The organism is Acidilobus sp. (assembly GCF_049973875.1).
Taxonomy (GTDB): domain Archaea; phylum Thermoproteota; class Thermoprotei_A; order Sulfolobales; family Acidilobaceae; genus Acidilobus.
Map to the genome: position 1 here is coordinate 1 of NZ_JBMFJI010000040.1, position 5,100 is coordinate 5,100.

Annotated in this window: 9 protein-coding genes and 1 pseudogene; 4 read left to right on the forward strand and 6 right to left on the reverse strand. The window is 63.0% G+C overall.

All coding sequences use genetic code 11. The features are described from left to right. Window positions 1-309, forward strand: a 309-nt coding sequence (locus ACP5H1_RS07775; RefSeq protein ID WP_427973777.1) for a hypothetical protein, incomplete at its 5' end; no start/stop codon positions are given. Here ACP5H1_RS07775 and ACP5H1_RS07780 read toward each other — a convergent pair. From ACP5H1_RS07780 to ACP5H1_RS07790, 3 genes are all read right to left on the reverse strand, one after another. Then, window positions 272-421, reverse strand: a complete 150-nt coding sequence (locus ACP5H1_RS07780) for a transcriptional regulator (RefSeq protein WP_427973780.1) — start codon at window positions 419-421, stop codon at window positions 272-274. The genes ACP5H1_RS07775 and ACP5H1_RS07780 overlap by 38 nt on opposite strands. Before the next feature lie 5 nt (window positions 422-426). Beyond that, window positions 427-585: a hypothetical protein gene (locus ACP5H1_RS07785; protein ID WP_427973783.1), complete on the reverse strand. Its 159-nt coding sequence runs from the start codon at window positions 583-585 to the stop codon at window positions 427-429. An 88-nt stretch (window positions 586-673) separates the two neighbouring features. Continuing rightward, window positions 674-943, reverse strand: coding sequence for a hypothetical protein (locus ACP5H1_RS07790; protein WP_427973786.1), 270 nt, complete (start codon window positions 941-943; stop codon window positions 674-676). 198 nt (window positions 944-1,141) lie between these two features. Between ACP5H1_RS07790 and ACP5H1_RS07795 the strand changes: the two genes are divergently transcribed. Then, window positions 1,142-2,320 carry a molybdopterin oxidoreductase family protein gene (locus ACP5H1_RS07795; protein WP_427973789.1) on the forward strand — a complete coding sequence of 393 codons (1,179 nt, stop codon included), beginning with the start codon at window positions 1,142-1,144 and terminating at the stop codon, window positions 2,318-2,320. Here the strand turns inward: ACP5H1_RS07795 and mobA are convergent. Together mobA and ACP5H1_RS07805 are read right to left on the reverse strand one after the other, a co-directional pair. Continuing rightward, window positions 2,298-3,134 carry a molybdenum cofactor guanylyltransferase gene (gene mobA, locus ACP5H1_RS07800; protein WP_427973792.1) on the reverse strand — a complete coding sequence of 279 codons (837 nt, stop codon included), beginning with the start codon at window positions 3,132-3,134 and terminating at the stop codon, window positions 2,298-2,300. The genes ACP5H1_RS07795 and mobA overlap by 23 nt on opposite strands. Beyond that, window positions 3,118-3,327, reverse strand: a complete 210-nt coding sequence (locus ACP5H1_RS07805; protein WP_427973795.1) for a hypothetical protein — start codon at window positions 3,325-3,327, stop codon at window positions 3,118-3,120. The genes mobA and ACP5H1_RS07805 overlap by 17 nt, the downstream gene beginning before the upstream one ends. Before the next feature lie 233 nt (window positions 3,328-3,560). Between ACP5H1_RS07805 and ACP5H1_RS07810 the strand changes: the two genes are divergently transcribed. Beyond that, window positions 3,561-3,983 carry a putative metallopeptidase gene (locus ACP5H1_RS07810; protein WP_427973798.1) on the forward strand — a complete coding sequence of 141 codons (423 nt, stop codon included), beginning with the start codon at window positions 3,561-3,563 and terminating at the stop codon, window positions 3,981-3,983. A gap of 49 nt (window positions 3,984-4,032) precedes the next feature. Here the strand turns inward: ACP5H1_RS07810 and ACP5H1_RS07815 are convergent, their stop codons facing one another. Next, entirely contained in the window at window positions 4,033-4,872 is an 840-nt protein-coding gene (locus ACP5H1_RS07815; RefSeq protein ID WP_427973801.1) for an FAD-dependent oxidoreductase, read from the reverse strand. 33 nt (window positions 4,873-4,905) lie between these two features. Between ACP5H1_RS07815 and ACP5H1_RS07820 the strand changes: the two are divergent. Next, window positions 4,906-5,100, forward strand: a pseudogene (locus ACP5H1_RS07820) (hypothetical protein); the annotation flags it as partial.

Sequence of the window (5,100 nt, forward strand, 5' to 3'; positions counted from 1 at the left end):
TTGGCGAAAGCCTACTGGTACCCCACTGTGGTGAAGGCCCAGATCGAGGGACAGAACCTCATAGCCGAACTTTATGTCCCGCCCTTCTACGCCTTCAACGGCTCCGTAATAGCTTCGCAGTTCTACTCCATCCCGGTCTCTGGACTGCTGTACAACTTGACGGTGTTGAGAATCCCGGTCTCGGGCTACTACATAAACTTGCCGCTCAACCTTTCGAGGCCGTTGTCTAATACAACTGGGTTCGCCCTGGAGTTCCAGAAGGACAAGAGCGTCAGCGCCACCTGTAGTCACCCCTCAGCATGGCCCTAGCCTTCTCGAGCGACTCGGCCATCTCCTTCGTCAGGTAGTAGAGCTGCCCGTACCTCGGCCCCTCGGCGACGACGAGGCCTGCCTGGACGAGCACGTCCAGGTGGTGCCTCACGGTCCTTAGTTCACGCCGAGGAGCTGGGACAGCCTGTTCGCGTTCATGGGGCCCTTGGCCAGCTTCTCAACGATCCTCAACCTCATGGGACCACCCCTCGTCCCCACGAAGACCCACCAGAGCAGGTGGTCGAAGTCCCTGAAGCCCTGCTGCGCCCTTCCCATTAACCTTGGACCCGGCCTCTGGGGTGGGCCGGGAGGCGTGAGCTAAAAAATGAGAGGTTTGGGATTGACTAGCCCCAGCCAAGCCTCCTCAGCCTGAGTACTGGCCCGGCGAGTAGCCTGGGGCCACCGCGGAGACCGGTATCGGGTGCACTATCCAGTACTCGCTCGTTATCTGCCACGCCGCGGCGGTCGCGTTGTACTGGTAGTACAGTATCTCAGTCACGTTTAGCACCAGCTCAGTGGGGTGCGGGTTTGACGAGGTCGGGAACGGGAACACTACGAACTGGAGGGGCGCCTTGACGACGGCCGTGGTGCCCTTCACCTGTACGGTCGGCGGCACGAGGGCGTACCAGGTCACGTACTCGTAGAGGTTGTCGAACTTGGTCCAGGTCGCGTTGATCTGCTGGAGGCCGCTGTAGACGCCGCTGAGCGGCCCGCCAACCCAGTTGAGGACGTCGTCAGGAACTACACGCCCGAGTTCGCCGAGAGGGTAACCGGGGTTAAGGCGGACCTAATAAGGGAGGCGGCGAGGCTCTACGCGACCAACAGGCCCTCAATGATATTCTGGGGCCTAGGCGCCACCGAGCACGTGCAGGGGACGGAGATCATATACCAGCTCATAGACCTCGCGCTCCTCACGGGCAACGTTGGCAGGCCGGGCTCAGGCCTCATGCCGCTGAGGGGCAAGAACAACGTCCAGGGAACGGCGATAATGGGGGACCACCCTAAGAAGCTGCCCGGCTCGGTGCCGCTGGCACAGAACGTGGAGAGGTTTGAGAAGCTTTGGGGGGTCAGGCTGAACCCAAACCCCGGGCTCGACGGCATTGAGATGGTAGACGCGGCCATGAGGGGCGACCTGAAGGCGCTCATAGTGTTCGGCGAGGACGTAGTAATGTCGCACCCGTACAGGGAGATGACCGAGAGGGCGCTCTCAAAGCTGGAGCTCCTCGTGCTTGTTGACATGTTCCACAACGAGACCTCCAGGTACGCCCATGTCTTCCTGCCGGCGGCCAGCTCCTTCGAGAAGGAGGGCACCTTCACCAACGCCGAGAGGAGGGTCCAGAGGGTGAGGAAGGTCATAGAGCCCCTGGGCGAGTCCCTGCCCGACTGGCAGATAATAATTAGGCTGGCCAACGCCATGGGCTACGGGGACTACTTCAGGTACTCGTCGCCTGAGGACGTGTGGAACGAGATAAGGTCCGCGTGGCCGGCGGTCTACGGCATAACTTACGAGAGGCTGGAGAAGGAGGGGGGCCTGCCCTACCCAGCCCCAAGCCTTGAAGCCCCGCCCGTCAAGGTGCTTCACGTCAACCAGTTCACCGTAGGCAAGAGGGCCAGGCTGAGGCCCGTGGCCTACATACCGTCGCCGGAGCAGCCCACGGAGGAGTACCCGTTCACGATGATAACTGGCAGGACCCTCTACCACTTCAACATGGGCTCCATGACGAGGCGCACCGGCGACCAGGTCATAGAGCCTGAGGACTTCATAGAGATAAGTGAGGACGACGCCAGGGCCCTGGGCATAGGCGACGGCGACATGGTCAGGGTCACCAGCAGGTGGGGCTCAGCGGTGGTCAGGGCGAGGATATCAAGGAGGGTCTCCAGGGGCATAGTGTTCGCCACGGTGCACCACCCCGAGGCCTCCATCAACTACGTGGTCTCGCCGGCTGTCGACAGGATATCCCACATACCGGAGTACAAGGTCACTGCTGTCAGGATAGAGAGGGCCTCCTGAGCAGGGCCCTTAGCCTCTCGACCCTCCCGGCCACGTCAAGTCCAAGGGCCTGGGCGTCAAGCAGCGAGTGGAGCTCAAGGTGCCACACCCTCAGCCGCCTGTAGGCAGCTGACTCCTCCTGAAAAGCCAGTGCCGCCCCCCGAACGTCGCCAGCGGCCGCCAGCGAGACGGCCTTCCTGTAGGCGGCAGGGTCGAGCTCGACGGCCCTCCGCGGCCCCCTCGACCTCGGAGGCCTGTCGCCCGGGACGTCAAGGTCATAGAACCTGGCCTGGCCGCCGAGCGGCGAGGCGCCGACGAGCCTGGAACTTGAGGACCTCAGCAGGTCCGTCATCCTTGCCCTGAGCCCGAGCGACGCCTTAGAGCACATGAGGTCCACGGCCTCCCTCACCAGGCCTGTGGGGCCGCAGACGAAGGAGGGGTTAACGAAGCCCCTGCTCATCAGCGGCGCGGCGAGCCTATCAGCGCACCGTTTGAGCAGCGCATTAAGGCTCTCTGCCGTCGCCCACGCCGCGTCGCCCGGCATTATGAGCACGCGGCCCGAGCTCACGTGCCCTATTGCGCTGGCTACGCCCCTCGGCGGGCCACCGCACGGGAGCTGGGGCAAATCCTCCACGACCCTCACGCCCCTCAGGAGCCCGCTGAGCCTTGAGAGCTCCTCCCGCGAGGAGACGACTATGACTTCGCCCACCTCCCTGGCGACGCCCAGCACCCTTGATATCAGCGGCGCCCCGTTGAAGGGGGCCAGCAGCTTGTCCGAGCCAAACCTTGACGAGGAGCCGCCGGCCACGACTATCACTTCAGGCTCCCTGGGCACGCCTTCCACCGCTGGGCGCGAGCAGCGCGGCCCAGAGGGCCGCCGAGGCCAGGAGCATGACAACCCCGGCGTACATGACGTACCTGCAGGCCCCGCAGCCCAGGGCGACGGCCAGGGCGCTCAGGAACATGGCAACGGCGCCGACGCCTCCAAGGAGCGAGGCGACCAGCGTGGAAGCGTCGTCCTTCTCCAATGGGGTCCCCTGTGGCTGACTCCCAGCGTGCCTTTATGTCTGCATCGCTTTAACGCGCCTAGGCTTCATGGAAGCTCGGGGTAGCCATTTCAGCTGTTGAGCGGGCGGGCCCCGGCGGCCCGACCAAAGGCATGTAATGGAACCTTGCAGCCCGCGCTGGGCTGGCTGAAATTGGCACCGTCATGGGCCTCGGGGCCTCACGCCCAATATTTTCCTCGCACCCTACGTCTGCTGTGGGCGCAGTGATATCATACCAGAGGGACGAGGCCCTTGAGAGGGCCGTCAGGTGCATAATAGAGAGCGCCGGGCTTAACCACATAGACCCCAGCAGGGTGTACGTCATAAGGAGCAGGGGCTCAAGGTCAAGGGCCATAGCCAGGATATACTCAATGCCCTCGGCGTGGAGGTACGCCCTTAACATGGAGCCCGCCTACCTCATAGAGTTCATCTCTGAGAGGTTCGACGGGCTCACGCCCGAGAGGAAGGCAGAGGTCATAGTTCACGAGCTGCTCCACATACCTATGGCCTTCAGCGGCGGCCTGAGGCCCCACGGCAAGTACGTCAACGACAGGTTGGCGGCGAGGATAGCAGCTAGGGTTGATAGGAGCTGCCTTGAGGCTTTAAGCTTGACGGGACAGCAGGGCCTGGGCCGATGATGTCACCATCAGTGTCGGAACCGTGAAGACGGGTTATCCCCCTGAGGCCCTAGACCCTCATCAGCTGCCTGGCCGCCAAAACTATGGGATCCCAGGCCCTCCCAGAGCTCGGGTGGTAGCCTATCTCGACGAAGAAAAGCTCCTCGGCGGTCATCCTCTTCATAATAGCTGCGGCTATGACGCCCAGCCTCCCTATGACCTCCTCGGGCCCCGCGACCTGGCCCCCTATTATGACCCCGCTGGACTCCTCGGCCAGGAGCTTCACAGTAACATCGCCGCCGCCCGGGTAGTACCTGGCCCTCGACCTGGTGGTTACTATCGACGTCACGTACCTTACGTTGGCCCTCCTCGCCTCGGCCTCGTTGAGGCCGACCCTGCCAAAGGCGACGCCCTCAAACCTAGTCACTATGTCCCCCAGGACTCCGGGGAACCTCTTGTCGCCCCCGGCCGCGTTGACCCCTGCCACGAGGCCTGACTTGTTGGCTATGGGGGCCAGGGGCCTCCAGTCGGGCTGCCCCGTGACCATGTTTTTGTGCTCCATGGCGTCCCCCGCAGCGAAGACGTAGTCGTAGGTCGCCTGCAGCCTGTCGTCAACGGCTACGGCCCCGTGGGGGCCCAGCCTCAGCTGTCCCCTGACGAGGTCAACGTTAGGCTCAACCCCCACCGCAGCCACCACAAGGTCGGACCTCAGCTCGCTGCCGTCGCTGAGCATAACCCTGCCACCGCTCACCTCGGCCACCGTGACCCCGAGCCTCAGGTCGACGCCCGCCTTCCTTGCCATCTCAGTTAGGACCGAGCCCAGCTCCTCGTCCAGGTCCCTGCTCATCAGGTAGGGCCCCCTGTGCACCAGGTGAACCGCCTTGCCCATGTTCCTCAGCTGCTCCGCCATCTCGACGCCGTAGCTAGCAGTTTCCGATAAGCCGTGAAGTTTATATCATTTGGCATCATTTTATTTATCATTCACAACTATCCCTTCACGAAAGTTCATAGGCTTCTCCATTACTATCATCATGCAGAGGAGGGCGCCACAGTGAACTCGATGAGCAATGTGAGGGGGAGGAGGGCGCCCTATGAAGCTCCCCGCGTCCTCGAGGGGAGCGGTTCAGCTGCCGCTCCC